Here is a 23,311-nt window from a genome sequence, read left to right on the forward strand (position 1 = left end):
ACACTGAGCACACAAAATCGTCATTGTGTGTGCACAGGCGCAATGACACTCTATCGGCAATCGGCCAGTTGCAGCAAGCGGCGGCCATGAAGGGGACATGATGATCAAGCTTTCGCTCGCGCCTTCCGCGCGCCTCGTTCGTCGTCTTTCGCTTGGGGCCGCCGTCTCGGCCGGGCTGGTGATGCTGAGCCTGACGCCGGCTGAGGCCGCCAAGACCACGCTCAGCCTCGGCATGACCATCGAGCCCACGGGCCTCGACCCGACGATCGCCGCCCCCGTCGCCATCGGCCAGGTCACCTGGCAGAACGTCTTCGAGGGTCTGGTGACGATCGACGAGGCCGGCAAGGTTCAGCCGCAGCTGGCGAAAAGCTGGGAGATCTCGCCGGACGGACTGACCTATACGTTCAAGCTGCGCGAAGGCGTCACCTTCCATGACGGACAGGTCTTCGATTCCGCCTCCGCCAAATTCGCGCTCGACCGTGCCCGCGGCAAGGATTCCGTCAATCCGCAGAAGCGCTTCTTCGCCTCCATCGCTTCGATCGATACGCCCGATGCCGCGACACTGGTGCTGCATCTTTCCGAGCCCACCGGCAGCCTGCTCTATTGGCTCGGCTGGCCGGCCTCCGTCATGGTGGCGCCGAACTCTGCCGCCGACGATAAGACCAAGCCCGTCGGCACCGGCCCCTTCAAGTTCGTCAGCTGGRCCAAGGGCGACAAGGTCGAGCTGGAAAAGAACGCCGGCTATTGGAACAAGGACGTGTCGGTCGCGCTCGACAAGGTGACTTTCCGCTTCATCGCTGATCCGCAGGCGCAGGCAGCCGCGCTGAAATCCGGCGACGTCGACGCCATCCCCGAATTCGCAGCGCCCGAGCTGATGACCTCCTTCGACGGCGATGCCAGGCTGACGACCAAGATCGGCAACACCGAGCTCAAGGTCGTGGCCGGCATGAACAATGCCGAAAAGCCTTTCAACGACAAGCGCGTGCGCCAGGCGCTGATGATGGCGATCGACCGCAAGACGGTGATTGAAGGCGCCTGGTCCGGCTTGGGCACCCCGATCGGCAGCCACTACACGCCGAATGACCCCGGCTATGTCGACCTGACGGCCAAGCTGCCCTACGATCCCGAAAAGGCCAAGGCCTTGCTTGCGGAAGCCGGCTACCCCGATGGCTTCACCTTCACCATCAAGTCGCCGCAGATGGCCTATGCGCCGCGCAGCGCCGAAGTCATGCAGGCCATGCTCGCCGAAATCGGCGTCACCATGACCATCGAGCCCACCGAATTCCCGGCCAAGTGGGTCCAGGACGTGATGAAGGACCGCGCCTACCAGATGACCATCGTCGCCCACGCCGAGCCGATGGACATCGACATCTATTCCCGCGATCCCTACTACTTCAACTACAAGAACCCTGAATTCAACGCGCTGATGAAGAAGGTCCAGGAAACCACCGATCCGGCCGCGCAGGCCAAGATCTACGCCGAAGCCCAAACCATCCTCGCCGACGACGTCCCCGCCCTCTTCCTCTTCGTCATGCCCAAGCTCGGCGTCTGGGACAAGAAGCTGAAAGGCCTCTGGGAAAACGAGCCGATCCCGTCGAACGTGCTCACCAACGTCTCCTGGGACGAGTAGGTGGCGGGAGGGTTTGTGTTGGTGGGAGAGGTTGGAGAGGTGAGGGTAAGCGATACGCTGACGGCAAGCACCGAGCTTGCGGCCCCCCCTCATCCGACCCTTCGGGCCACCTTCTCCCCGTGGGGGAGAAGGGGAGGTTTGCGCGAGCGGCTCACCACGAGTCTCTTCTCCCCAACGGGGAGAAGGTGCCGGCAGGCGGATGAGAGGGCCACACGCGCGACGTTCACTTACGGCGAAACCGCAAAGAGCCATCGCCCTACCAAGGTTACCCCCCTCTGCCCTGCCGGGCATCTCCCCCACAAGGGGGGAGATCGGCTAGACGCATCCGCTCGCTCCGACCTCAACGTTCAGCAATGCCATCGCAACGATTCGATCTCCCCCCCTGTGGGGGAGATGTCCGGCAGGACAGAGGGGGGTATCGCGGCCACCGAGCCTGCGGCCCCCTCATCCGGCTGCCGCCACCTTCTCCCCGCTGGGGAGAAGAGACTCGTAGCGGGCCGCTCGCTCCCTCTTCCCTTCTCCCCGACGGGGGGCGGAAGGACGGGTCGAGACCAGCGGCTCGGCCCCGGTCAGTGGCCCGAAGGGTCGGATGAGGGGGCTCCGCACGCCGGGAGCAAACGCACCGATCTCCCCACCCCAAGAGCCGCCGCATGATCGCCCTCGTGCTCCGTCGCGTCGCCGGCCTCGTCCTCACGCTGCTTGTCGTCTCGCTGCTGATCTTCGCCGTCATGGACATGCTCCCCGGCGACCCGGCCTCGATCATGCTCGGCACCTCGGCCTCGCCGGAAACGCTCGCCGCCCTCCGTCACGAACTCGGCCTCGACCGCTCGCTCCTGGTGCGCTACGCCGAATGGCTGGCAGGCGTCTTCACCGGCGATCTCGGGCGTTCCTACACCTATGGCGTCCCCGTCGCCGGCCTCATTCTCGAGCGCCTCGCCGTCACCCTGCCGCTCGCCCTCATCGCCATCCTGCTCTCCGTCGCCATCGCCATCCCCCTCGGCGTCACCGCGGCCTCCAGGCGCGGCGGTATTGTCGATGCGATCGCGGCCGTCTTCTCGCAGGTCAGCATCGCCGTGCCGGCCTTCTGGGTGGCGCTGCTGTTGATCATCCTGTTTTCGACCACGCTCGGCCTGATGCCGGCGGGTGGTTTTCCGGGCTGGAGCGCCGGTGTCTGGCCGGCACTGAAGGCCTTGCTGATGCCGGCAGTGGCGCTGGCGCTGCCGCAGGCGGGCGTGCTCACGCGCGTCACCCGCTCGGCGGTGCTGGACACGCTGCATGAGGATTTCACCCGAACCGCCCGCGCCAAGGGTCTGTCATCAGCCACCGTGCTCTGGCGCCATTCGGTGCCCAATGCGCTTGTGCCGATCCTCACCATTCTCGGCCTGCAAGCCACCTTCCTGGTGGCCGGCGCAGTCCTGGTCGAGAATGTCTTCAATCTCCCCGGCCTCGGCCGTCTCGCCTATCAGGCGCTGTCGCAGCGCGATATCGTCGTCATGCAGGATGTGGTGCTGTTCTTCGCCGGCCTCGTCATCCTCATGAATTTCCTGGTCGATCTCTCCTATCTCGCGATCGACCCGCGTCTGAGAAAGGGGATCTGAGATGGCACCCCTGGTCTCGACCGCAACAAATATCGGCCGCCGCCGCATGCGCGGCGTCAAGCGCGTCAACCTCATCATCGGCGCCGCGATCGTCGCGTGTCTGGTGGCCATCGCGCTCGTGTCGCTCGTCTGGACGCCGCTGCCGCCGACGAAGATGCAGATCATCCACAAGCTGCAGCCGCCTCTCGGCTTCGGCCTTCTCGGCACGGATCAGCTCGGCCGTGACGTGCTCTCCATGCTGATGGTCGGCTGCTGGAATTCGCTCTCGATCGCCATCGTCGCCGTCGCCATCGGCGGCACGCTCGGCACCATCGCCGGTCTTGCCGCGGCCGCCTTTCGCGGCATCTCCGAAACGCTTCTGATGCGCGTCTGCGACGTCATCTTCGCGCTCCCGCCGATCCTCTCGGCGATGATGCTTGGCGCCTTCCTCGGCGGCGGCCGGCTGACGGCGATCGCCGCCATCGCAACCTTCCTCATTCCGGTCTTCGCCCGCGTTGCGCTGGCAAGCGCGCTGCAGGCCTGGAGCCGTGATTATGTGCTGGCAGCCCGCGCGCTTGGCAATACGCGGCTGGCGATCTCGCTCCGCCACGTTTTGCCCAATATCATGAGCCAGCTCATCGTCCAGGTAACCATCCAGCTTGGCCTCGCGGTGCTCACCGAAGCGGGCCTCAGCTTCCTCGGTCTCGGCCTTGCCCCGCCGGCGCCGAGCTGGGGGCGGATGCTGGCCGATGCGCAGACCTATCTTGCCCTTGCTCCCTGGCTCGCCATCCTCCCCGGTCTCGCCATCGCGCTCTCCGTCCTCGGCTTCAACATGCTGGGCGACGGCCTGCGTGATCTCCTGGATCCCCGTGAGGCCAGCCGCTGATTGAAAAAGGCCGCTGATTGAACAAGCCGCTGATTTGATGATGTCATTTTGAAAGACCGCGCCATGACCGAGATCGACCTGAGCATCCGCGACCTGAAGCGGCACTTTGCGGCGAAGAGCCTGTCTCCGCTGGAATACTGGCTGGCGCTGGAGCCGCATATCGCGGCCTGGGAGCCGCACATCGCCGCGCTCTATCTTTACGATCCCGACGCCGCCCGCGCGCAGGCCAAGGCCTCCACTGAACGCTGGGCGAAGGGCGAGACGCTGGGCCCGCTCGATGGCATCCCGGTCACGCTGAAGGAATTGATCGCTACGAAAGGCCAGCCCGTCCCGCTCGGCACCAGGGCCGTGGAGCTGACGCCGGCGCTAGAGGACGCCCCCCTCGCCGCCCGCATGCGCGAGGATGGCGCCATCATCTTCGCCAAGACCACGTGCCCCGACTACGGCATGCTCTCCTCCGGCCTCTCGAGCTTCCACAAGCTCAGTCGCAATCCGTGGGATGTCAGCCAGAATCCCGGCGGTTCCAGCGCCGGCGCCTCGGCGGCGGCAGCAGCCGGCTATGGCCCGCTCCATATCGGTACCGATATCGGCGGCTCCGTGCGGCTCCCGGCCGGCTGGACCGGCATCTTCGGGTTCAAGCCCAGTCACGGCCGCATCCCGGTCGATCCATATTACGTCGGCCGCTGTGCCGGGCCGATGACGCGCACAGTCGATGATGCGGCGCTCGCCATGGCGACGCTCTCGCGACCGGACTGGCGCGACGGCACCAGCCTGCCGCCAAACGACATCGACTGGACCGATCTCGATATCGATCTTTCAGGCATGCGCATCGGCCTGATGCTCGACGCCGGCTGCGGCCTTGATGCAGAGGACGAGGTGAAGGCGGCGGTCGTTGCGGCGGCAAAACAGTTCGAGAAAGCCGGCGCCGTCATCGTGCCGGTCGGTCCGGTGCTGTCGCGGGCGATGCTCGATGGGCTCGACAATTTCTGGCGCGCCCGCTTCTGGGGCGATATCGAGGGGCTGAGTGAGGAGCGCCGCGAGAGCATTCTTCCGTATATCTACGGCTGGGCCAAGGGCGGAGCCGATGTCAGCGGCGTTGCCGCCGTCAAGGGCTTCAACCAGACGATCGAGATGCGCAAGGCCTGCGGCGCGCTGTTCGAGACGGTCGATGCCGTGCTGTCGCCCACCAATCCCATCGTCTCCTATCCAGCCGAATGGGCCTCGCCGACCAACGATCCGGCCCGGCCCTTCGAGCACATCGCCTTCACCGTTCCCTGGAACATGTCGGAGCAGCCGGCCTCGTCGATCAATTGCGGCTTCTCCCGATCCGGCATGCCGATCGGCCTGCAGATCGTCGGCCCCCGCTTCGACGACATGCGCGTTCTGAGACTGTCGAAAGCCTTCGAGACATGGTCCGGCGGCGTCACCGCATGGCCGAAGCCGCCGGTCAGCTGATCGGTCGACGATAACCGTTGGGCTGCTCGTAGAGCCAGCCGATGCGCTGCACGGCCTCTTCGAAATTCTCGCGCACCACCGTCATGGTATGGCCGGTCGCGTGCAGGATCGTCTCCGCATCCTCCATGATCGCCACATGCCCCTTCCAGAACACCAGGTCGCCGCGTCGCAGCTCCTCGCGGGTTATCGGTGTGCCAAGCGCTGACGCCTGCATGTCGGTGTCGCGCGGCGCGGCGCGGCCGGTCATCAGCATGGAAAGCTGCACCAGGCCGGAGCAATCGATCCCGAGCCCGGAGCGTCCGCCCCAGAGATAGGGCGTTTCGACAAAGCGGGCCGCGATGTCGACATAGTCGACACGATCAAGCGCGCCGATCGGCTGCACATGCTTGGCGAAAATGGCAGTGCCGTCTTCAAGCGTCACATAGTGGTTGCCGCGCGCCTCCGCGGTGCCGGCCACCGCCACGCGGCTGCCCATCGAAAGAATGTCGTTATAGGGTTTGCGCAGCTCCGGCTCGCGATAGAGGAAGGTGCGCTGAACGGTGACGATATGGGTGGGCGCGGGCACCTTATCGCTCACAGCGCTCTCGGGCAGATAGCCGACGTAGTTGTCGGACCGAGCCTTGATCCAGCACCATCCGTCGGCGCGGTCGAGCACGGTCACGTCCTCGCCGAACAAGAGTTCGGTGTCGATACCAATGGTCGCGTCCGGTCGCGGCCGCAGCCCCACGACGGGCACGGTAACGCGTGCCGGCGTCCCGTCGGTAAAGCGCTGCGCCGTGACCTGTCCTTCCAGCCCGCGCTCGGCGAGGTCTTCCCTGAAGGCGTGCAGGCGGCGGTCGAGCGTGGTCATGGTCTTGTCCTCAAAGTCACAGCCGGCGCCCGTGCTCGCGCACGCGGTCGCCCAGTTTTTCCAGGTAAAGCGCGCCGCCCACGGTGCGCTTGATCAGCACGTTGCGCCGGTCGCTGTCGTCGCGCACCCGGTCCACCAGCCCCATCTCGCCCATCGTATCGAGCGCCCGGGTGATGACCGGCTTGGTGACATTGAGCTCGGCGGCCAGTCCGCGCACGGTATGCGGCGGCGGCACGAGATAGATATGCAGCAGGATCGCCATCTGGCGCAATGTCAAATCGCGGTCGTCGTGGCGAACCTGGTCGAGCGAGACGCCATGCCAGAGCCCGAGCGCCTGCGATGCGATCAATTCGATCGGCACGGCCCCTCCCGCATTCGTTACGCCTGCGTTCCATTTTCCGGCACACACTCGCGCAACGCAATGGGGCGGCTGATCTGCCGCCCCACAGGGTGAATAAAATTTTAACGATCGGAGTCTAGCGCACGCTCTCGCGGATGTGGTGGTAAAGCGCCCGGATCGCCTGCGCCTCGCCGCCGCCGGGCGAATGCGGACGCTCCGAAGGCGCCCAGCCGTAAATGTCGAAATGCGCCCAGCTCTTGGCATGGCTGACGAAGCGCTTGAGGAACAGCGCCGCCGTGATCGCTCCCGCCATGCCGCCTGCCGGTGCGTTGGTGATGTCGGCGAACTTGGCGCGGATATCCTTTTCGTAGCCGGCATAAAGCGGCAGCCGCCACAGCGGATCGTCGGTCTCGATGCTCGATTCCATAAGGTCTCGCGCGAGATCCGTATCGTCGGTGAAGAAGGGCGGGAGATCAGGTCCGAGCGCCACGCGTGCCGCCCCCGTCAGCGTCGCCATGTCGATCATAAGGTCCGGCTCTTCCTCGTCGGCATAAGAAAGCGCGTCGGCGAGGATCAGGCGACCTTCGGCGTCGGTGTTGTCGATCTGCACCGTCAGGCCCTTGCGGCTCTTGTAGATGTCGCCGGGGCGGAACGCGTTGGACGAGATCGAGTTCTCGACCACCGGGATGACGACGCGCAGGTCGACCTTCAGCTTGGCGTCCATGATCATGAGCGCCAGGCCCATGACGTTGGCAGCCCCACCCATGTCCTTCTTCATCAGAAGCATGGAGGAGGCGGGCTTGATGTCGAGACCGCCGGTGTCGAAGCACACCCCCTTGCCGACCAGCGTGATCTTGCGATGCCCCTTCTTGCCCCAGCGCAGCTCCATCAGGCGCGGCGCGTCGGCGCTGGCGCGGCCGACCGTGTGCACGAGAGGGAAGTTATGCCGGAGGTCGTCGCCCGAGATCACCGAGATCTCCGCCTTGTAATGCGCCGCAAGCCCGCGGAACGCCGCTTCCAGCTCGTTCGGGCCCATGTCGTTGGTGGGTGTGTTGATCAGGTCGCGCGCAAGGAACACGCCGGCCAGCTGCCGCTTGATATCGGCGGCATCGGCATCGCGCGGGATCATCAGCGTGCCGGCCGGCTGCTTTTCGGATTTGTAGCGGTCGAAGCGGTAGCTCCCGAGGCCGAAGCCGAGCGCCAGCCGGTTGGCCGTCAGCGGCGCCGTCTCGATGTGCCAATCGCCCGCCGGCAGCGCGCGCGCCAGCTTGCCGGTGATATAGGGCTGTTCCGAAGGATTGGTGCCGAGGCCGAAGAGAGCCCCGCCGAGATGGCCTTCCGAAGTCGGGATCAGCAGCAGCGAGCCGCTCTCGGCCTTGTAGCCTGCCTTCTTCGCCCAATCGAGCGCGATCGGATCGATCGTCCCGGTTTCGATATGCGCCGGCGTGACGGCGAAGATCGGCAGGGTCTGGCCGCCCTTGCTATTGAAGGGGGTCGGTCTTTCGATGAACTGGAACGGGGGCATTGTTTATCCTTAGGCGTCGTCCGGGAATCGCATCTTAACGTTCCGTTAGGGTTAACAGACTATTGCTTGAGCGTAGATTGCGTCAAAGCCTTTCCCTGTTCCGCTTTTAGGTCAGGCGCCGATTTCTGATTTCAGGAAACCGCGATGACTGCTTTGGTCGACACTTATTCGAAAACCCGTCTTCTCCAGTGCGCGGCAACCGCGATGCTGGCCCTGATGCTGGCCGGCTGCAACACCACCAAGGACAAGATGACCACGGGCTCCATCCCGGTCGCGCTGAACAAGCCGGTCGAGACGATGAACGATCAGGAAGTGCGCTCCGCCACCGATCGCGTCGGCCAGGCCTACGAGAAGAACCCGCGCGATCCCGTCAACGGCGTCAACTACGCCAATCTCTTGCGCATGCAAGGCAGGGATGCCCAGGCGCTTGCTGTCATGCAGCAGGTGGCGATCGCCAATCCGCAGGATCGCAACGTGCTGGCCGCTTACGGTAAGGCGCAGGCCGCCGCCGGCCAGCTGCAGCAAGCGCTCGACACCATCGGCCGAGCCCAGACGGCCGATCGTCCCGATTGGAAGCTCGTCTCCGCCCAAGGCGCCATCCTCGATCAGCTCGGCCGCTCGAGCGAGGCGCGCCAGCGCTATCGCGACGCGCTCGATCTGCAGCCGGGCGAGCCGTCGATCCTCTCCAATCTCGGCATGTCCTACGTGCTGACCCGCGACCTCAGGACCGCGGAAACCTATCTGCGCCAGGCAGCAAGCCAGCCGACGGCCGATAGCCGCGTGCGCCAGAATCTCGCGCTCGTCGTCGGCCTGCAGGGCCGCTTCCCGGAAGCTGAAAAGATCGCCCGCGGCGAACTCTCGCCGCAGCAGGCCGATGCCAACGTCGCCTATCTCCGCTCGATGATGTCGCAGCAGAATTCCTGGCAGAAGCTCGCCGCCAAGGATGTCGGCGCTGAAGCAAGCAGCGCCAACTGATTAAAGCCTACCGGCCGCTCAGGCCTGACACGACAAGCTGCAGGCCAAGCCCGGCCATGACAGCGCCGGCCGCGCGGTCGATCCATTTCTTCGCGGCGAGATAGATTAGGCGTGGGTGCCGGGCCGAGAAAGCCAGCGCCACGATCGTGTACCATCCGGCCTCGACGGCGAAGACCCCAAGCGGGATCGCCACGAACAATTCCAGCGGAATGGTCTTCGGCAAGAGTGCCGCGAAAATGCTGGCATAGACGACGATCGTCTTCGGATTGCTGACCTGTGTCAGGAACGCCGTCATGAAGCTGCGGCCGACGGCGCGGTTGGCGGCGGTCGTCTCGCCGATCTCGAGCGGCTCGCCGGCGCCGCACCAAATCCTGTAGGCGATATAGGCGAGATAGAGCCCGCCCGCGACCTTCAGCGCCAGATAAAGCCACCCGAACTGCGAGAGCAGGGCCGTCAGCCCCGCCAGCGCCAGGATGCTGAACAACACCCCGCCGAGCCCCATGCCGGCAGCCGCCGCAAGCCCGTCGACGCGCGAGCGCGACACGGCGATCCTGGAGACGAGAACGAAGCTCGGCCCGGGGCTCATCGCCCCGATCGAGAGCGTTGCTATAATGCTGAGAAAGACGCTGAGTGACGACATGGCGATGGTCCGTGGGTGGGGGTGACGTCGTCGAATGTCACACGACCCCGCGCGGCGGTCCATCCTAAAAATCGGTAGTGCTCGGTCGAGGCGCTTAGAACCGGTCGGCGACCTGGATACCGGCGGGTCCGAGAATGACGGCGACCAGAACCGGCAGGAAGAACAGGATCATCGGCACGGTAAGTTTCGGCGGCAGCGCGGCGGCCTTCTTCTCCGCCTCGTTCATGCGCTCGTCGCGGCCTTCCTGGGCAAGCACGCGCAGCGCCTGCGAGACCGGCGTACCGTAGCGATCGGCCTGCATCAGCGCCTGCACGACAGACTGCACGATCGGAATCTGCGTGCGCGTACCGAGGTTTTCGAGCGCCACGCGGCGATCCGGCAGGAAGGAGAGCTCGGCCGTCGTCAGCACCATTTCTTCGGCGAGCGGCGGAGAGGCTTCCCCGAGTTCTTCAGAGACGCGGCGCATCGCGGCTTCGATCGAAATACCGGATTCCACGCAGATCAGCATCAGGTCCAGCGCGTCCGGCCAGGCGCGCTTGATCGAATGCTGCCGCTTTTTCATCTTGTTGGAGATGAAGATGTTCGGTGCGTAGAACCCGACATAGGCAAAACAGAGCGTCGCGAGAAAGCGGATCGGCGTCGGCTTGTCGACAAGGTGGTCGAGGCCGAACACCCAGAAGATCGCCAGCGCGAAAAAGCAGAAGGGCAGGAGGAAGCGCGCGACTAGGAACATGTTGAGCGCGTTTTCCGAGCGATAGCCCGCCGCGCGCAGCTTGTTCATGGTGTTCTCGTCGACCAGCGCCTCGCGCAGGTTGAAGCGTTCGACGATCTGGCGAACCGAGCGGTTGTTCTGCGTGCGCAGCGACGCCTTGCTGCCGGTCGATTCCGCGTTCATCCGCGCGCGTTCGCGGGCGCGCATCTGCTCGCGCTCCGTCGAGACCGCCTTCATGCGCTGGTTGAGATCGCCGCGCTCGAAGAAGGGGATGGCGAGCGTGTAGAGCGTCGCGAACACCGCGAGCGCCACCAGCACCGCGATCAGCATCGAAGGGTCTGTCAGGGAACTCGCAAGATCGGACGACATCGCATTGCCTCGGTTAGATATCGAAATTGACCATGTTGCGCATGACGAAGATGCCGATCGACATCCATACCGCCGATGCGCCCATGATCAGGTGACCGCGCGGGTCGGTGAAGAGCACCATCATGTATTGCGGCGAGGTCATGTAGACGAGCGTCGCGACGATGAACGGCAGCGCGCCGATGATGACGGCGGAAGCCTTGGCTTCCATCGAAAGCGCCTTGACCTTGGCCTTCATCTTCTTGCGTTCGCGCAGCACCTTGGAGAGGTTGCCGATCGCTTCCGAAAGGTTGCCGCCGGCCTGCGATTGAATGGCGATGACGATCGCAAAGAAGCTCACCTCCTGCAGCGGCATGTGGTTGACCATGCGCGTGCAGGCATCGGGCACGCTGAGGCCGACCTGCTGGCTTTCGACCACGCGCCGGAACTCGCCCTTGACCGGCTCCTTGCCCTCGTTGGCGATCAGCCGGATCGAGTCGTTCAGCGGCAGGCCGGATTTGATCGAGCGCACGATGACATCGAGCGCGTTGGGGAATTCGTCGAGGAACTTGTTCTGGCGACGCTTGATCAGGAAGCCGAGGATCCAGCGCGGCAGCCCGAGCCCGGCCACAACAGGCACCCCGAGCACCACCATGGTAGGGGCGCCGGCCAGAAACGCGACGGACATCAGCACAAAGCCGAAAATGGCGCTGAACATGTAGAAACGGCCGGGCGTGATCGAGAGGCCGGCCTGCGTCAGTCGCGATTTCAGCGTCAGTTTCTTCTTGGCGTTTTCCTGCTGCCGCTTCTCGAGATCCTTCAGGTTGTCCTGCATCGACTTGCGACGCTTCGACATTTCCTGGACGCGGTCGCGTGCGGCCTTGACGTTCTGCTTGTCGAGTTCGGCCGATGCCACCCGGCTAACGCGGCTTGCCGCCTTCTTCTCGGTTTCCATCCGTGAGAAGAGCAGGCCGTAACACACCGCGCCGGCCGAAATGGCCACGAGCAGCACGATACCCAGCACGATCGGATCGAAACCGAACATAATCTTAATCCTTCGACTTCTCTTCCATCTCGTCGAGCGCCGCGGCGAGCCGCTTTTCTTCGTTGTAGTAGCGGGCGCGGTCCCAGAAATTCGGCTTGCCGATACCGGTCGATTTATGTCGGCCGATGATCTTCCCGGCCGCGTCTTCGCCCTCGATCTCGTAGCGCATCAGATCCTGGGTGATGATCACGTCGCCTTCCATGCCCATCACTTCGGTGATGTGCGTGATGCGGCGCGAGCCGTCGCGAAGGCGCGCGGCCTGCACGACGATGTCGATCGAGCCGGAAATGATTTCTCGCACCGTCTTCGCCGGCAGGCTGAAGCCGCCCATGGCGATCATCGATTCGATACGGCTCAGGCATTCGCGCGGCGAGTTGGAGTGGATCGTGCCCATCGAGCCGTCGTGGCCGGTGTTCATCGCCTGCAGAAGGTCGAAGACCTCGGGTCCGCGCACTTCGCCAACGATGATGCGTTCGGGGCGCATACGCAGGCAGTTCTTGACGAGATCGCGCATGGTGATCTCGCCTTCGCCTTCGATGTTCGGCGGGCGGGTTTCCAGACGCACCACGTGCGGCTGCTGCAGCTGCAGTTCGGCCGTGTCCTCGCAGGTGATGACGCGCTCATCGCGGTCGATGTAGTTGGTGAGGCAGTTGAGCAACGTCGTCTTGCCCGAGCCGGTGCCGCCGGAGATGACGATGTTGCAGCGGACACGGCCGATGATCTGCAGCAGCGTCGCGCCCTCGGGCGTGATCGCCCCGAAGCGCACCAGCTGGTCGAGCGTCAGCTTGTCCTTCTTGAACTTACGAATGGTGAGCGCCGGACCGTCGATGGCAAGCGGCGGCGCGATGACGTTGACGCGCGAGCCGTCGGGCAGGCGGGCGTCGCAGATCGGGCTCGATTCGTCGACGCGTCGGCCGACCTGGCTGACGATGCGCTGGCAGATCGAGAGCAGCTGCGCGTTGTCGCGGAAGCGCACTTCCGATTCCAGCGTCTTGCCGCCGACTTCGATGAAGGTCTTGCCGGAGCCGTTGACCATGATGTCGGCGATGTCGTCGCGCGCCAGAAGCGGTTCCAGCGGGCCGTAGCCGAGAACGTCGTTGCAGATGTCGTCGAGCAGCTCTTCCTGCTCGGAGATCGACATCGCGAAGTTCTTGATCGTGATGATATCGTTGACGATATCACGAATTTCCTCGCGCGCGCTCTCGCCATCGAGCTTGGCGAGCTGCGACAGGTCGATCGTGTCGATCAGCGCCGAGAAGACCTGCGCCTTGGTATCGTAATATTCGTCGGTGCGGGCAGGGCGCTTGCGCTGCGGCGTCTGCATCGGCGGCGGCGCCACCTGCTGGCGCGTCTGCTCGCGCTGCGGCTCGACGAAGACGGCCGGCGCCGTCGACGGGGAAGGCGCAGCAACAGGCGGCGGTGGCGCGATCGTGCCGCCCGCCTTGCCAGATCCTTCGTTTCCGCGTTTTCCGAACATGCCTTATTCCACTCCTGGTGGGCTACTTGCGCTTCAGCAGGCTGAGAAGACTGCTCTTCTTCGCCTTCTTGACGGCGATGCGCCCGGTAACGATGTGCGACAGCTGCGAGAAGGTCTCGGCCGTGGGCGATTTCGGGTCCATCTCCGAGATCATCCGGCCGCTATTGGCGGCCGTTCCGAACAGGTTGCTGTCGAACGGGATGATGGCGACCGGTTCGCATTCCAGCGGCTCGCAGAAATCCGACGGGCTGATCTCGGGACGCTTCGGCATGCCCACCTGGTTGAGAACGAGGTGCGGCGCCTTGTCGTTCGGCCGCATCTTGCGCAGCGCGTCGATCAGGTTCTTCGTGTTGCGCAGATTGGCGAGATCGGGAGACGCGCAGATGACGACTTCGTCGGCGGCTGACAGCACCGAGCGCGTCCACTCGGACCATGCATGCGGCACGTCGAGAACGGTCACCGGCGCGCTGCGCTGCAGCACGTCCATAACAGGCTGGAAGGCGTGTCCGTCGAAATCATAGGCGCGATCGAGGATTGACGGCGCCGCCAGCAGCGAAAGATGCTCGGAGCACTTCGTCAGCAGGCGGTCGAGGAACATCTCGTCCAGGCGCTCCGGCGCATAGACCGCTTCGGCGATCCCTTGCGTCGGATCCTGATCGAAATCGATGTTCGCGGTTCCGTAGGGCAGGTCGAGATCGGCGAGAATGGTTTCGGTCGAAAACAGCCGCGAAATACCGAAGGCGCAATTATGCGCGATGGTCGAGGCGCCGACGCCACCCTTGGCGCCGATGAAGGCAATGCTGCGCCCCAGCGGCTCGGCATCGGGATCGACGAAGATCGTCGCCATCGCTGTCATGATGTCGGGCATTGCCACCGGCTGCACGATATATTCGGAAATGCCGTTGCGGATGAGGTCGCGGTAGAGCGCGATGTCGTTGTGATAGCCGACGATGATGACCTTGGTCGACGGGTCGCAGACGGCCGCAAGCGGTGCCAGCTCGTTGAGGAGGTTGGCGCTGCTGGCGCGCGTCTCGAGAATGATCAGGTTCGGCGTCGGCGCGCTTGCAAACATGTTGGCCGCGGCCGCGATGCCGCCGCTGGTGATGCGCAGGCTCACTTTCGACAGGCGGCGATCGTTACCGCAGCGCTCCATCACCCGCTGCAGTTCCTCGCTCTCGCAGAAGGCGTGCACCGAGATGCGCGGCAGCGGGCGCATGTTTTCCAGCTCGCCCATGCGCATGGCATCTTCGGCCTGCTGGAGGTCGGCGGCGTTCGTGATGTCGTATTCAACCGTGCTCATCGTCAATCCTGGTCTGATCAGAAGCCGCCGGCGGAGCTGCCGCCGACTTCTTCGATCGTGGATGTGCGTTCGCGATATTCCTTGATGGCGGCGTTGCGGCGCGTTGCGTCGATCGGCGTCATGCCACGTGGCGCGACGAGATCTTCTGGATTGGCGATCTGTGCCGCGAGGTTGTTTTGCGTCGCGCAGCCGAAATTGTAGTAATTCTGGTTGCTGAAGTCGTTGATCATGTCCTTCGGCCACTGGCCGCACTGCGAGGTCATCGCCGTGGTGCCGACGAAGGTGAGGCGGATCGGCGCCGCGTCCTTGGCGTCGAGCGTCACATAGGAGCTGTTGACGATCTTCGAGCTCGCGATGCCGCGTGCGGAGAGTTCGGCGCGCACCTGGCCGCGCAGCTGGCGTGCGGCGTTAGAGTTCGGCGATCCCTCTGGGGTCAAGAGGTAGACCGGGCCGGTGGCGCGCGAGCCGTAGTTCTGCGCAAAGCCGCGGATCATGTCGCGCTGTGCGGTGTTGAGCCGACGGTCGGTCGAGGCAACCGGAATATCGACCGATTGCTCGGCTTCCGTCACCACGATCGGATGACGCTGGCGGTAATCGTCAGGGATACCGCCCGTCGTCAGGTCGTCGCGCGAGGCGCAGCCCGAAAGCAGGGCGGTGGCGATCGCGGCGGCCGCGATGAGCGGTGTCGAAAAGCCGCGGTGGCGGGCGCTGGTCTTGATCTTGGCCATCGGCGTTTCTCTGTATTGTGCCATTGCTGATCCCGCTTCGCTCATTTGTAGATGAACCCGATTGAACCGTGGAACTGGGCGTCTGCGACCGGCGCCTTGCCGCCGTAGACCTTGTTGACGCGGTTCATGAAGAATGCCGCGCCGTCGTTCTCCGGGCTGAAATTGTCGTCGGGACGGTTCAGCTGATTGCGGGCGACGGGACGCACGAGATAGGGCGTCGCGATGATGACGAGCTCGGTCTCTTCGCGCTGAACCGTGCGCTGGCGAAACAGCGTGCCCAGCAACGGGATCTTGTTGGCGCCTGGCGTTCCGTTCGATGTCTGTGCGACGTTGTCGCGGATGAGGCCCGCCAGCGCGATCGAGCCGCCGGACGGAAGTTCGACGGATGTCTCGGCCGAACGGCGCTGGTAGGTCGGCGCCGAACCGCTGACTGAAGGTGCCGGTTCCGACACGTTGGTCTTGATCTCCAGGCTGATGCGGCCCGAAGAAAGCACAACAGGCTTGAAGGCAAGACTGATACCGTAATTGTAGGGGGTGACGGTGACGTTGCCGTCGTTGTCGGTCGTCGAATAGAGAACCTGGCCGCCGGAGTTGAACGTTGCCGCCTGGCCGGAAATGGCCGTCAGCGTCGGCTCGGCGAGCGTCTTCACGACCTTTGCCTGTTCCAGCGCGCTCAGATAGGTCGAGATGTCGTATTTGCCGATCGAGCTCTTGAACAATGCAGCCAGGCCACCACCGAGCGTCGCGGTTGCGGCGCTGGAATTGGGCGCTCCAAGCTGAGCGACGCTAAGGCCACCGGAATTGGAAACCAGATTGTCGAAACCGATCTGCTTCAGGATCTCGCGGCGAACTTCGGCGATGGTCACCTTCAGCGTGACCTGGTCCTCACCTTCGATCTGCAGCAGGTTGATCACCTGCGACTGCTGGCGGTTTTCCGCGAAAAGCGCCACCGAGCCGTCGCCGCCACCCTGGCTGCTGGCCGTTTCCGTGCGCGTCGTCGCCTCGCCGCCCTTGAGGAAGACGCCGGCCAGATCGGCCGCCTGGGCTGCGTCCTGCGGCGTGCGAACCGTGCCCGTCAGCACGATGTTGTCGGAGACGATCTCGACGTTGATGTTGGAATCGGGAATGAAGCGGCGCAGGTTGTTCTGCAATCCGCTGACGTCGCGTTCGATGGCGATGTCGAGGCTGACGATCTGCTGACCATCAGCGCCGAAGATGAAGATGTTGGTCTGCCCGACCGTCTTGCCGAACAGGTAGATGCGCCGCGAGGAGCGCGTCACCGCGTCGGCCATGCTGGGATCGGAAACGAGGATGTCGTGCGCATCGACGGGAAGGTCGATGACGATAGCCTTTTTCAGGCCGAGCTTGAGGGCGCGATGAGCGCCCGGGCCCGTCTGAGTGATGTTCACCATGCCGTCGGCGGCGGCCTCAGCCGCGCTGACGCCGACGATCGGATCGAGGAAGCCAGGCGCAATGCCGGTAAAGCCGACCGTCAGCGACAGGCAGCCTGCCATCAGATGTTTCATGTGCCGTGTTGAGTTGCCCATATCCGTTTCCTCTACTCGGCTTTCGAAGGCGCACTGTCTGTGACGATGGCGCCTGACTTGATGACCTGAACGATGGAGCTGCCGTTGTCGCCGCTGAGCAGGTAGTCGGCGGCCTTGGTGTCCGGCTCGCGGGCATCGGCAACCGAGCGCAGCGCCAGCGACAGGCGGTCGGCCATCTGCTGGGCAACCGCCAGAACCTTGGTCTGGTCAGGCGTCAGCTCCAGCGTCGCGGTCGTGCCGACCACAGCCTTCGAACCATCGTCCTTTTCCTGAACCTGCTGGTCGATCGCCAGCACGCGCACGTTGTTGAGCACGGTCTCGGTCAGATACTTGTCGCCGCTCTTTTCCTTGCGCACCATGATGAGGTCGACGCGATCGTTCGGCAGGATGAAGCCGCCGGCGCCGGTTGCGACCGAGATTTCGGTGGCGACCGCGCGTTTGCCCGAAGGCAGCAGGGACGACATGATGCGACTGTTGGAATCGGCGATTTTTTCGGCCCGGATCGGCTCGCCCTCGAAGATCGGCATTCGCACGACGGCGCCCTGCAGGTCCTTGATTGCGTCGGGCTTGTCGGTTTCGGTGATGAAGCCCTGAACGACCCCGCCTGTCGGCCACGCCATCCAGTGCGCAGACTTGTCATCGAGCCGCGCGCCGACGGGCAGATTGGCGCCCGATACCAGCACGTTGACGGTCGGTTCCTTCTCGACCACCTGCTGCACCTGGGTCACGACCGATCCGCGGCCGGCAAGGCTCATCGCCAGAACGCCGGCCAGACCGGCGGCGACGACAGCCACTCCAAGGATCAATATGCGGGCGGGTTTCATCAGGCGTTCCCCAAGGAATCGAAATATTCGTTCCGGAGAATTGGCTCCAATTGGTGTAATTATAGTTAACGAAAGACTTCGATCTTAGGTTAACGAGCGCTTAAGCGCCTTTATTTCAGGCCCTGCAGCGCGGTCATGAACAGCGGCGAAGACGGAAATGCCAGAAAACCGCCGATCGCGATGGCGATACCGTAAGGGATCTTCTTGGCCATAAGGATCGAGTTCGGAACCGGAAGGCCGATCGCCAGGATGGTGTCTGCCTGCGTGCGGATCATCATAATGACCAACGTCAGGAGGCCGCCAAAAATACCGACATAGCCAAGAAACTCGACGATAGCAGGGTTAAGGCCGAACCAGAGTGCTGTAGCCGTCAGAAGCTTGGCGTCGCCGCCACCCATAGTGTTGGTGGCGAAAAGGATGAAGCAGACGACAAACACGGCAAGCGCGCCGGCGGCATGATTGCCGACCTGGGCAAGGGGCATGCCTGTCAAAAGCGCGATGACGAAGAAAGACGCGATGAGGATGACGGAGACCCTGTTCGGGATCGTCATCGTGAACAGATCGGAAAATGCCGCGATTGCGAGGCACAGCGGGAATATCACAAAGACGGAAGCTGCGATCATTCTGCTATCGATCCTTAAGACAAAAGGCTCACCGCGTTTTCGCGTGAGCCTATGTTTAGCGCCAGACCCGTTAAGGTCTGGCGTATATCGTGTCGCCGACTGCGATATCAGGTCGGGGTCTTGGACGAGATCGTGTTCGACAGGTTGTTGAACATGATGTTCAGTTTGCTGCCCAGCGCGGTCGCGCCGGTGATGAGCGCTACGGAAATGAGCGCTGCGATCAGGCCGTATTCAATTGCGGTCGCGCCGGATTCGTCCTTCAGAAAACGGCTTACAAGCTTGGTCATGATAACTCCTAACTCCAGTTGATGTTCAGCACGTCCGCCAACTGTTCGCCGTTGATCGGATGAGCACAACCTAACGTACCGCTCTTTCGATCGGCTTAAAAAAATGGGTTACCAATGTGTAAAGAAGAAGCAGTCGGCGGCTATGGTAAGTAACTGCCTCAGTAGATCTATAGAAATTTAAATATCATGTGGAAGCTACTGCTGAATAAGGGATTTCTGATGCGGCAGGGTGCGATGCCGTTACCTCATCCGCCATCGTGAGAGCCGCCTGTCTCATTACGCTACTGCTCCTGGCGCGTTAACGTCTCATTATGAACGGGCCGGTTGCGATATTAAGGTTTCGTGCACCATTTTTTTCTATGCTCCCGGTAAGTTAGCGTCGTGATCGTGAGAGAATCCAGATGTCATCGAGCGGCATAAGGCTAGTCCTTGCCAGTGTTCTTGCGGCCGCCGCGGCTTGCACAACTGTCTGCGCCCCGGCCTTCGCCCAACAGCAGCAGATGCTCAGGGTCTATATGGACCAGGCGCGCGTATTGAAGCTCGATCGTCCCGTCAGCAAGGTCATCGTCGGCAATGCCAAGGTGGCGGATGCGACGGTTGCCGACGCCAAGACCATCGTGCTGACAGGCCGCAGCTTCGGCAGCACCAATCTCGTCCTGCTCGATGCCGACGGCAATGCCATCCTCGATCAGAGCATTCTCGTATCCATCGACGAAGCAAACACGGTGCGCGTCTTCCGCCAGACGGAGCGCACGGTTTTATCCTGCACGCCGAACTGCGAGCAGCACAGCGACACGACGGCCGCCGCGGGTGCAGCCGCTGGCGCGACAGGCCCATAATCGAGCCCCTTTTACTTGTTGTTAAATTTCTGAACCGGCTTGAAACGGAAAATCAACGTTCGGCACCTTAAAATGCATGATCGAAGCTGTGTCGGATACAGGCCATGACGGAATTGGATCAAACAGCGGAACGGACGGATCGGCGCCAATGCAGGCGACGGTGGTCCATTGCCGCTTTCAGGCGCTCGCGTGATGGAGCCGCCGCGATCGAATTCGCCCTTCTTGCCATTCCTTATTTCATGGTTGTCTTCGCGATCATCGAGACATTCATCGCCTTTGCCGGCGAGGAGCTCGTCTCCAACGCAGTCGATACGCTGGGCCGCAAGATCCGCACGGGCCAGATCACCGCAACCAATACCGACCGCACCGCCTTCCGCACTGCCTTCTGCAAGGAAATCTCGATCCTGATCACCTGCTCGGCGACGGAGGCGGCGACTCCAAGCAAGCTGTTCGTCGATGTCCAGAAGTTTGCGACCTTCGCGGCCATCCCGACGACCATCCCGAAGAAATCGACCGCCAACTTTTCTGATCTCGACACCTCGGCGCTGCAATACGCGCCAGGCGGCGCTGGCACCATCAACATGGTCCGGGCCTATTACAAGTGGCAGGTCATCGGCGACCTCATCCGCCCCTACATCTCTAACGTCCGGCCATCCGACGGCTCCTCGGCCTACTTCCTGATTGTCGCGACCGCCGCGTTCCAGAACGAGCAGTACCCGTGATGAGGATCCGCAGCGCAATCGCCAAGCTACAGGCCCTCTCCCGCCGCCTTGCCGGTGACCGCGACGGTATGGGTGCGATCGAGTTCGCCATCCTCTTTCCGATCCTCGTCATGCTCTATGTCGGCGCCTTCGAGATCACCATCGGCCTCAGCGTCAGCAAGCGCGCCTCGCGCGCAGCCGCGACCGTGGCGGATGTCGTCACCCAGCAGCAGACGGTCACGAAATCCTGGCTCGCGGACATGCCCAATGCCGCAGCCGCAATCTTCGTGCCGTACAATGCCGGAACCACGCTGAGCCTGAAGATAACGGGCATCCAGATCGACGCCGCCGCCAACCCGACCGTCAAGTGGTCCTGGGCGCAGGACAATAGCCGCCCCTACGCGGTCAATGCCGCCGTGACCGTGCCGACCGATCTCAAGAAGGCCAACAGCTTCCTCGTCCGCTCGGAACTCTCCATACCCTACAAGCTGTTCCTCTTCGCGCCCAACCTCATGCCGAACAACAGCACTATCACCATCAGCCGCACCTATTACTACCGGCAGCGCCAGGGCGACAACGTGCTTTGCAGCGACTGCTGAGCGGCACGCGCCGCTCCCGCATTTGCCATCCTCCCGTCTCCGTTATAAGGCTTGTGACCCGGCGGCCGGCAATCCGGCGCGCCAGCTTTTCAGTGTCGGGTGATACATGCCGCGTGCCTTTCTATTCGTGATGGATTCCTTCGGCGTTGGTGGCGCGCCTGATGCGGCCGCCTATGGCGACGAGGGGGCGGATACGCTCGGCCATATTGCCGAATTCTGTGCCGCCGGCTTGGGCGACCGCGAGGGTTTGCGGTCGGGACCGCTGAAGCTGCCGAACCTCTCTGCGCTCGGCCTCCTGCACCTCGCCAAGGCCGCATCCGGCAAGATTCCCGTGGGCATGCCGATGGCCGAGAAGGTCTATGCCAGCTTCGGCTCGGCCAACGAAGTCTCGCGCGGCAAGGACACGCCATCAGGCCATTGGGAGATCGCTGGCACGCCCGTCAATTTCGACTGGGGCTATTTCCCGACCGAGGGCGACGCCTTCGCACCCGAATTCGTGGAAGCCTTGTGCCGCGCCGCCGAGGTGCCTGGTATCCTCGGCAATTGCCACGCGTCCGGCACCGACATCATCGCCCGCTATGGCGAGGAACACATCCGCACCGGCAAGCCGATCTGCTACACCTCGACGGACTCAGTCTTCCAGGTCGCCGCCCACGAGAAGCATTTCGGCCTCGAGCGGCTGATGACCTTCTGCGCCATCGCCCGCGCCCTTCTCGACCGTGAAAACATCGGCCGCGTCATCGCCCGCCCCTTCGTAGGCGAAACCAAGGCGAGCTTCGAGCGCACCGGCAATCGCCGAGATTTCTCCGTGCCGCCGCCCGAGCCGACGCTGCTCGACAGGTTGGTGAAGGAAGGCCGCACCGTCCATGCCGTCGGCAAGGTCGGCGATATCTTCGCCCACCAGGGCGTCTCGCGGGTCGTCAAGGCCAACGGAAACGCGGCGCTGATGGATGCGACGCTGGACGCCATGGATGTGGCCGAGGATGGCGATCTCGTTTTCACCAATTTCGTCGATTTCGACATGCTCTACGGCCACCGCCGCGACGTGCCGGGCTATGCCGCGGCGCTTGAGGCCTTCGACGCGCGCCTGTCGGAAGTCGGCGGCAAGCTGAAGCCCGGCGATCTCGTCATCATCACCGCTGATCACGGCTGCGACCCGACCTGGCGCGGCACCGACCATACCCGCGAGCGGGTTCCCATCATCGCCTACGGCCCCGGCCATCGCCCGCGCAATCTCGGCATCCGTTCGAGCTACGCCGATATCGGCGAGACCATCGCCCAACATCTGCGCATCCCCGCCGGCCCGCACGGGAGGAGTTTTCTGTGACGTCACATCTGAAGAAGGTCGAGCTGCACTGTCATCTGGAGGGTGCCGCGCCCCCGGCGCTCACTTTGGCGCAGGCCCGCAAGTACAACATCGACATCAGCGCCTATCTGAAGGACAGCGCGTATGTCTGGCATGATTTCGCAAGCTTCCTCGAGTGCTACGACAAGATCTCCGAGGTCTACAAGACCGACGAGGACTACGCACTGCTCACCGAAACCTATCTGGCCGAACTTGCCGCGATCGGCACGATCTACAGCGAGCTCATCGTCTCGCCCGATCACGGCAAGCGCATCGGCCTCGGCGCCGACGCCTATATCGCAGGCGTGTGCGAGGGCATCCGCCGCGCCAAGGCGGCATCGGGTATTGAAGCGAGGCTGATCGTCACCGGCGAGCGCCACTTCGGCCCCGAGAGCGTCATCGGCGCCGCCGAATACGCCGTAAGTGCCCGTAACCAGCTCATCACGGGCTTCAACCTCGCGGGCGAGGAGCGCATGGGCCGCGTGGCGGATTATGCGCGCGCCTTCGATATCGCCCGCGACGCCGGCCTCGGCCTCACCATCCACGCCGGCGAAGTCTGCGGCGCCTTCAGCGTCACCGATGCGCTGGATGCGGTTCGCCCGGCCCGCATCGGCCATGGCGTGCGCGCCATCGAAGACGCGGATCTCGTCAAGCGGCTGGCCGATCTGGGCACCGTGCTGGAGGTCTGCCCGGGCTCGAACATCGCGCTCAAGGTCTTCCCGGATTTCCAGTCGCACCCGCTGCGAGCGCTGAAGGATGAAGGCGTGCGCGTCACCATCAGCTCCGACGATCCGCCCTTCTTCCACACCTCGCTCGAGCGGGAATACGAGCTCGCTTCCTCGGTCTTCGGCTTCAGCGACGCCGAGATCGACGCGATCACCCGCACCGGCATCGAGGCCGCCTTCGTCGACGAGGCCACGCGTAGAGAGCTTCTGGCCAGGCTCTGATCCGTCCCGATCCGGGCCAGATTGGGGATCATAGGGGCAATTTGCCGTCCGCTCTTGCGGCGGAGGCAAAATCCGTGGAAGAAACATGCTATAAGAACAGCCAAAGAAAGGGCT

The 23,311-nt window shown here is 63.5% G+C and carries 23 protein-coding genes; 10 read left to right on the forward strand and 13 right to left on the reverse strand.

From position 1 onward, the window contains the following. Positions 1-100: 100 nt before the first annotated feature. The 4 genes from AC1DOG_RS13670 to AC1DOG_RS13685 all read left to right on the forward strand — a co-directional run bounded on the left by AC1DOG_RS13670 (position 101) and on the right by AC1DOG_RS13685 (position 5,548). Positions 101-1,630, forward strand: a complete 1,530-nt coding sequence (locus AC1DOG_RS13670) for an ABC transporter substrate-binding protein (RefSeq protein ID WP_477928691.1) — start codon at positions 101-103, stop codon at positions 1,628-1,630. A gap of 650 nt (positions 1,631-2,280) precedes the next feature. Next, positions 2,281-3,228 carry an ABC transporter permease gene (locus AC1DOG_RS13675; protein ID WP_477928693.1) on the forward strand — a complete coding sequence of 316 codons (948 nt, stop codon included), beginning with the start codon at positions 2,281-2,283 and terminating at the stop codon, positions 3,226-3,228. A gap of 1 nt (position 3,229) precedes the next feature. Continuing rightward, positions 3,230-4,093: an ABC transporter permease gene (locus AC1DOG_RS13680; RefSeq protein WP_477928695.1), complete on the forward strand. Its 864-nt coding sequence runs from the start codon at positions 3,230-3,232 to the stop codon at positions 4,091-4,093. Between the two features lie 63 nt (positions 4,094-4,156). Next, positions 4,157-5,548, forward strand: coding sequence for an amidase (locus AC1DOG_RS13685; protein WP_477928697.1), 1,392 nt, complete (start codon positions 4,157-4,159; stop codon positions 5,546-5,548). Here AC1DOG_RS13685 and AC1DOG_RS13690 read toward each other — a convergent pair. From AC1DOG_RS13690 to AC1DOG_RS13700, 3 genes are all read right to left on the reverse strand, one after another. Continuing rightward, on the reverse strand, positions 5,541-6,398 hold the full coding sequence (locus AC1DOG_RS13690; RefSeq protein ID WP_477928699.1) for a C40 family peptidase: 858 nt from the start codon (positions 6,396-6,398) through the stop codon (positions 5,541-5,543). The genes AC1DOG_RS13685 and AC1DOG_RS13690 overlap by 8 nt on opposite strands. Before the next feature lie 16 nt (positions 6,399-6,414). Next, the gene (locus AC1DOG_RS13695; protein WP_477928701.1) at positions 6,415-6,759 is read right to left on the reverse strand and encodes a MarR family transcriptional regulator; all 345 of its coding nucleotides are present in this window, start codon (positions 6,757-6,759) and stop codon (positions 6,415-6,417) included. A gap of 115 nt (positions 6,760-6,874) precedes the next feature. Beyond that, complete coding sequence (locus AC1DOG_RS13700) at positions 6,875-8,263, reverse strand: leucyl aminopeptidase family protein (RefSeq protein ID WP_477928703.1); 1,389 nt, start codon at positions 8,261-8,263, stop codon at positions 6,875-6,877. A 144-nt stretch (positions 8,264-8,407) separates the two neighbouring features. On the opposite strand from AC1DOG_RS13700, the gene AC1DOG_RS13705 reads away from it, so the two are divergent. Continuing rightward, positions 8,408-9,238, forward strand: a complete 831-nt coding sequence (locus AC1DOG_RS13705; protein ID WP_477928705.1) for a tetratricopeptide repeat protein — start codon at positions 8,408-8,410, stop codon at positions 9,236-9,238. A gap of 7 nt (positions 9,239-9,245) precedes the next feature. Here AC1DOG_RS13705 and AC1DOG_RS13710 read toward each other — a convergent pair whose 3' ends face one another. From AC1DOG_RS13710 to AC1DOG_RS13755, 10 genes are all read right to left on the reverse strand, one after another. Further along, positions 9,246-9,878: a LysE family translocator gene (locus AC1DOG_RS13710; RefSeq protein WP_477928707.1), complete on the reverse strand. Its 633-nt coding sequence runs from the start codon at positions 9,876-9,878 to the stop codon at positions 9,246-9,248. A gap of 94 nt (positions 9,879-9,972) precedes the next feature. Continuing rightward, the gene (locus AC1DOG_RS13715; protein WP_111563096.1) at positions 9,973-10,959 is read right to left on the reverse strand and encodes a type II secretion system F family protein; all 987 of its coding nucleotides are present in this window, start codon (positions 10,957-10,959) and stop codon (positions 9,973-9,975) included. 13 nt (positions 10,960-10,972) lie between these two features. Then, positions 10,973-11,980: a type II secretion system F family protein gene (locus tag AC1DOG_RS13720; RefSeq protein WP_113009722.1), complete on the reverse strand. Its 1,008-nt coding sequence runs from the start codon at positions 11,978-11,980 to the stop codon at positions 10,973-10,975. Between the two features lie 4 nt (positions 11,981-11,984). Further along, on the reverse strand, positions 11,985-13,457 hold the full coding sequence (locus AC1DOG_RS13725) for a TadA family conjugal transfer-associated ATPase (RefSeq protein WP_113197219.1): 1,473 nt from the start codon (positions 13,455-13,457) through the stop codon (positions 11,985-11,987). A gap of 22 nt (positions 13,458-13,479) precedes the next feature. After that, complete coding sequence (locus AC1DOG_RS13730) at positions 13,480-14,757, reverse strand: CpaE/TadZ family protein (protein ID WP_477928710.1); 1,278 nt, start codon at positions 14,755-14,757, stop codon at positions 13,480-13,482. A 17-nt stretch (positions 14,758-14,774) separates the two neighbouring features. Continuing rightward, positions 14,775-15,485: a CpaD family pilus assembly protein gene (locus AC1DOG_RS13735; protein ID WP_477928972.1), complete on the reverse strand. Its 711-nt coding sequence runs from the start codon at positions 15,483-15,485 to the stop codon at positions 14,775-14,777. Between the two features lie 41 nt (positions 15,486-15,526). After that, positions 15,527-17,032, reverse strand: coding sequence for a type II and III secretion system protein family protein (locus AC1DOG_RS13740; RefSeq protein ID WP_477928712.1), 1,506 nt, complete (start codon positions 17,030-17,032; stop codon positions 15,527-15,529). Positions 17,033-17,043: 11 nt separating this feature from the next. Continuing rightward, the gene (cpaB, locus tag AC1DOG_RS13745) at positions 17,044-17,856 is read right to left on the reverse strand and encodes a Flp pilus assembly protein CpaB (protein ID WP_112945152.1); all 813 of its coding nucleotides are present in this window, start codon (positions 17,854-17,856) and stop codon (positions 17,044-17,046) included. A 110-nt stretch (positions 17,857-17,966) separates the two neighbouring features. Then, complete coding sequence (locus AC1DOG_RS13750; RefSeq protein ID WP_477928714.1) at positions 17,967-18,479, reverse strand: A24 family peptidase; 513 nt, start codon at positions 18,477-18,479, stop codon at positions 17,967-17,969. 107 nt (positions 18,480-18,586) lie between these two features. Continuing rightward, on the reverse strand, positions 18,587-18,766 hold the full coding sequence (locus AC1DOG_RS13755) for a Flp family type IVb pilin (protein WP_088690971.1): 180 nt from the start codon (positions 18,764-18,766) through the stop codon (positions 18,587-18,589). 401 nt (positions 18,767-19,167) lie between these two features. Between AC1DOG_RS13755 and AC1DOG_RS13760 the strand changes: the two genes are divergently transcribed. From AC1DOG_RS13760 to AC1DOG_RS13780, 5 genes are all read left to right on the forward strand, one after another. After that, positions 19,168-19,605, forward strand: coding sequence for a pilus assembly protein N-terminal domain-containing protein (locus AC1DOG_RS13760; protein WP_289728394.1), 438 nt, complete (start codon positions 19,168-19,170; stop codon positions 19,603-19,605). 104 nt (positions 19,606-19,709) lie between these two features. Beyond that, positions 19,710-20,327 carry a TadE/TadG family type IV pilus assembly protein gene (locus AC1DOG_RS13765; protein WP_289728395.1) on the forward strand — a complete coding sequence of 206 codons (618 nt, stop codon included), beginning with the start codon at positions 19,710-19,712 and terminating at the stop codon, positions 20,325-20,327. Further along, the gene (locus AC1DOG_RS13770) at positions 20,327-20,905 is read left to right on the forward strand and encodes a TadE/TadG family type IV pilus assembly protein (RefSeq protein WP_477928717.1); all 579 of its coding nucleotides are present in this window, start codon (positions 20,327-20,329) and stop codon (positions 20,903-20,905) included. The genes AC1DOG_RS13765 and AC1DOG_RS13770 overlap by 1 nt, the downstream gene beginning before the upstream one ends. Before the next feature lie 106 nt (positions 20,906-21,011). Continuing rightward, complete coding sequence (locus AC1DOG_RS13775; protein ID WP_477928719.1) at positions 21,012-22,232, forward strand: phosphopentomutase; 1,221 nt, start codon at positions 21,012-21,014, stop codon at positions 22,230-22,232. Beyond that, complete coding sequence (locus AC1DOG_RS13780) at positions 22,229-23,197, forward strand: adenosine deaminase (RefSeq protein WP_477928721.1); 969 nt, start codon at positions 22,229-22,231, stop codon at positions 23,195-23,197. The genes AC1DOG_RS13775 and AC1DOG_RS13780 overlap by 4 nt, the downstream gene beginning before the upstream one ends. Positions 23,198-23,311: the final 114 nt, after the last annotated feature.

This window comes from Rhizobium sp. 01N48 (assembly GCF_056399145.1).

Coding starts and splice junctions, on each gene's coding strand:
- AC1DOG_RS13675 (WP_477928693.1), top strand. CDS start 2,281: ATGATCGCCCTCGTGCTCCGTCGCGTCGCCGGCCTCGTCCTCACGCTG.
- AC1DOG_RS13680 (WP_477928695.1), top strand. CDS start 3,230: ATGGCACCCCTGGTCTCGACCGCAACAAATATCGGCCGCCGCCGCATG.
- AC1DOG_RS13685 (WP_477928697.1), top strand. CDS start 4,157: ATGACCGAGATCGACCTGAGCATCCGCGACCTGAAGCGGCACTTTGCG.
- AC1DOG_RS13690 (WP_477928699.1), bottom strand. CDS start 6,398: ATGACCACGCTCGACCGCCGCCTGCACGCCTTCAGGGAAGACCTCGCC.
- AC1DOG_RS13700 (WP_477928703.1), bottom strand. CDS start 8,263: ATGCCCCCGTTCCAGTTCATCGAAAGACCGACCCCCTTCAATAGCAAG.
- AC1DOG_RS13705 (WP_477928705.1), top strand. CDS start 8,408: ATGACTGCTTTGGTCGACACTTATTCGAAAACCCGTCTTCTCCAGTGC.
- AC1DOG_RS13710 (WP_477928707.1), bottom strand. CDS start 9,878: ATGTCGTCACTCAGCGTCTTTCTCAGCATTATAGCAACGCTCTCGATC.
- AC1DOG_RS13715 (WP_111563096.1), bottom strand. CDS start 10,959: ATGTCGTCCGATCTTGCGAGTTCCCTGACAGACCCTTCGATGCTGATC.
- AC1DOG_RS13720 (WP_113009722.1), bottom strand. CDS start 11,980: ATGTTCGGTTTCGATCCGATCGTGCTGGGTATCGTGCTGCTCGTGGCC.
- AC1DOG_RS13725 (WP_113197219.1), bottom strand. CDS start 13,457: ATGTTCGGAAAACGCGGAAACGAAGGATCTGGCAAGGCGGGCGGCACG.
- AC1DOG_RS13730 (WP_477928710.1), bottom strand. CDS start 14,757: ATGAGCACGGTTGAATACGACATCACGAACGCCGCCGACCTCCAGCAG.
- AC1DOG_RS13735 (WP_477928972.1), bottom strand. CDS start 15,485: ATGGCCAAGATCAAGACCAGCGCCCGCCACCGCGGCTTTTCGACACCG.
- AC1DOG_RS13740 (WP_477928712.1), bottom strand. CDS start 17,032: ATGGGCAACTCAACACGGCACATGAAACATCTGATGGCAGGCTGCCTG.
- cpaB (WP_112945152.1), bottom strand. CDS start 17,856: ATGAAACCCGCCCGCATATTGATCCTTGGAGTGGCTGTCGTCGCCGCC.
- AC1DOG_RS13750 (WP_477928714.1), bottom strand. CDS start 18,479: ATGATCGCAGCTTCCGTCTTTGTGATATTCCCGCTGTGCCTCGCAATC.
- AC1DOG_RS13755 (WP_088690971.1), bottom strand. CDS start 18,766: ATGACCAAGCTTGTAAGCCGTTTTCTGAAGGACGAATCCGGCGCGACC.
- AC1DOG_RS13760 (WP_289728394.1), top strand. CDS start 19,168: ATGTCATCGAGCGGCATAAGGCTAGTCCTTGCCAGTGTTCTTGCGGCC.
- AC1DOG_RS13765 (WP_289728395.1), top strand. CDS start 19,710: ATGACGGAATTGGATCAAACAGCGGAACGGACGGATCGGCGCCAATGC.
- AC1DOG_RS13770 (WP_477928717.1), top strand. CDS start 20,327: ATGAGGATCCGCAGCGCAATCGCCAAGCTACAGGCCCTCTCCCGCCGC.
- AC1DOG_RS13775 (WP_477928719.1), top strand. CDS start 21,012: ATGCCGCGTGCCTTTCTATTCGTGATGGATTCCTTCGGCGTTGGTGGC.